The 1,678-nt window shown below is 62.8% G+C and carries 3 protein-coding genes; 2 read left to right on the top strand and 1 reads right to left on the bottom strand.

The features are described 5' to 3' along the window. Nucleotides 1-19: 19 nt before the first annotated feature. A complete protein-coding gene (locus AC1D34_RS38025; RefSeq protein WP_476827084.1) occupies nucleotides 20-706 on the bottom strand; it encodes a DUF3300 domain-containing protein in 687 nt (228 codons plus the stop codon). A gap of 92 nt (nucleotides 707-798) precedes the next feature. Here AC1D34_RS38025 and AC1D34_RS38020 point away from each other — a divergent pair, with 92 nt between their 5' ends. Continuing rightward, the gene (locus AC1D34_RS38020) at nucleotides 799-1,056 is read left to right on the top strand and encodes a hypothetical protein (RefSeq protein ID WP_476827083.1); all 258 of its coding nucleotides are present in this window, start codon (nucleotides 799-801) and stop codon (nucleotides 1,054-1,056) included. A 346-nt stretch (nucleotides 1,057-1,402) separates the two neighbouring features. Beyond that, a partial coding sequence (locus AC1D34_RS38015) for a hypothetical protein (RefSeq protein WP_476827082.1) occupies nucleotides 1,403-1,678 on the top strand: 276 nt, incomplete at its 3' end.

Genomic DNA, 1,678 nt, shown 5'->3' with positions numbered 1-1,678 from the left:
GGATTGTGCTGCCAGTGCGTCACGCGATCGCGGTTGATATTGATGTTGTTGTTGTTCCAGTTGATGTTGCCGCCCCAATAGCCGCCGGTCGCCCAGCGGCCGAGCGCGTAGGCGGTACCGAAAGYGAGCCCGGTCGCAATGACTCCGGTCGCGATGTAGCCCGGGGCCGGAAAGTAATAGCGCCCTCCTGCTGCACGGTCACCGTCTGCTGCGTACCCGAGGTGAGCTTCTTGTTCTCGTAGGCCCGCGACCTCATCCGCTGGACAGCGTCCATGACGTCGGTTTCCTGAGCGAGAACTGCATCGCCGAGCTTCCGCGTCCAGTCCAGGTTCTTGCTCATCATCTCCAGCACAGACGGCGTGGCGACCAATGCCTTGAYGCTRTCGTCCCAGGCCTGTTTCTCSGCGGCSGMYTTGAGKGCGTCKCCCTTGAGCTTCTTGTTCTCGGCWGCCCAGCGCTGGGCCTGTACGACTTCGAGCGGATAGGTCGAGGCCATCAGCACCTGAGCCAGCAGGGTGTCCGGATAGAGCGCCACGGGAGCGAGGAGCGCGTCGAGCTGCGCTGTCGCGAGCAGGGCCTGATCGACCGGCAGGGCCGCGGGCGTCACTGCCGCGCCCGGCGAAGGAGCGGGCGCCTGCGCTTGTGCGAAGGATTGAAGGGGGGGSGCCARGGCCAACACGCCCRCCAGCACGAACTGGAGAATCATCGCACGCTCCCGATTTCCGCTCCTTCGGGGCGCTCGCACCTGTCAATAGGCCGCTCTGCTTCATCATCTGGTTCTCGTAGATGAAATCCCACATGCAGCCATTGATCTTGTTGCATGAGTTCGCTGTTCCGACGGTCTGCGCGGTAGCTGATGCGACAAGAACCGCGGCGGCCATTACGACGGACGCTGCGAGGGTGATCAGCCTGCTCATCATCAAAGCCTCCACGCTCAATTCGCGCACCGATCCGGGTAAGCTGCCACGCAAACCGTATCTGCCTATCGACTTGAGGCCACAGCCTATACCGACGCAGGACATCGCAATGCGCTCCGACCTGCCCGGTGAATTCTAGCGAATTCCTGCCGATAAGAACCTGTCCCTAAGGACAATACGCCGACGTCCCTCGATGTGCTGTTCTCAGCGCAGGATTTTTCAGCGGCAGTTTGCGCGGGCGCGGCCATGCTGCCCGCAGGCGGTCGAGCGGAACGTACCGAAAGCGATCTGAACCTCGACCTCGTTCAACCAGGGAAGGATTCGGAATGTCCAGCGCTGCCAAAGATGCGCGGTCGATCGACCATTTCTTCTCCGCGCCGTCCGGACGCCATGATCGGTGGCGGGACCTTCATTCTCTCGCAAGATCCTGGGCTAATGGAGRCGCAAAGAGGGGCGCCGTCGAGCAGGCACTCGATGACCTCGGCGTGCTTGAGGAGTTCCATGCCTTTCCCGGCACGGAGCTGATCGCGGCGCTGCGCGAACGCCTCAGGAATGAGGACAAGGCCGGATTTCTCGCTCTGGCGAAGCGCATCTCGGTCGACATCATCACAGGCAACTACAAGCATGACGCAGGCGAACGGCAGGCGGCCGATCTCTCCCTCCCCGAACCCGCGGATCTGCTGCCGCCGGCACTTGGCGAAACCCAGACGCTCCCCGAACCCGCGGATCTGCTGCCGCCGGCACTTGGCGAAACCCAGACG

The sequence above is a fragment of the Allobosea sp. P1_A7 genome (genome assembly GCF_056406775.1).
The sequence above is the reverse complement of the archived record's forward strand: the minus strand, read 5'-3'. Positions and strand labels throughout refer to the sequence as shown.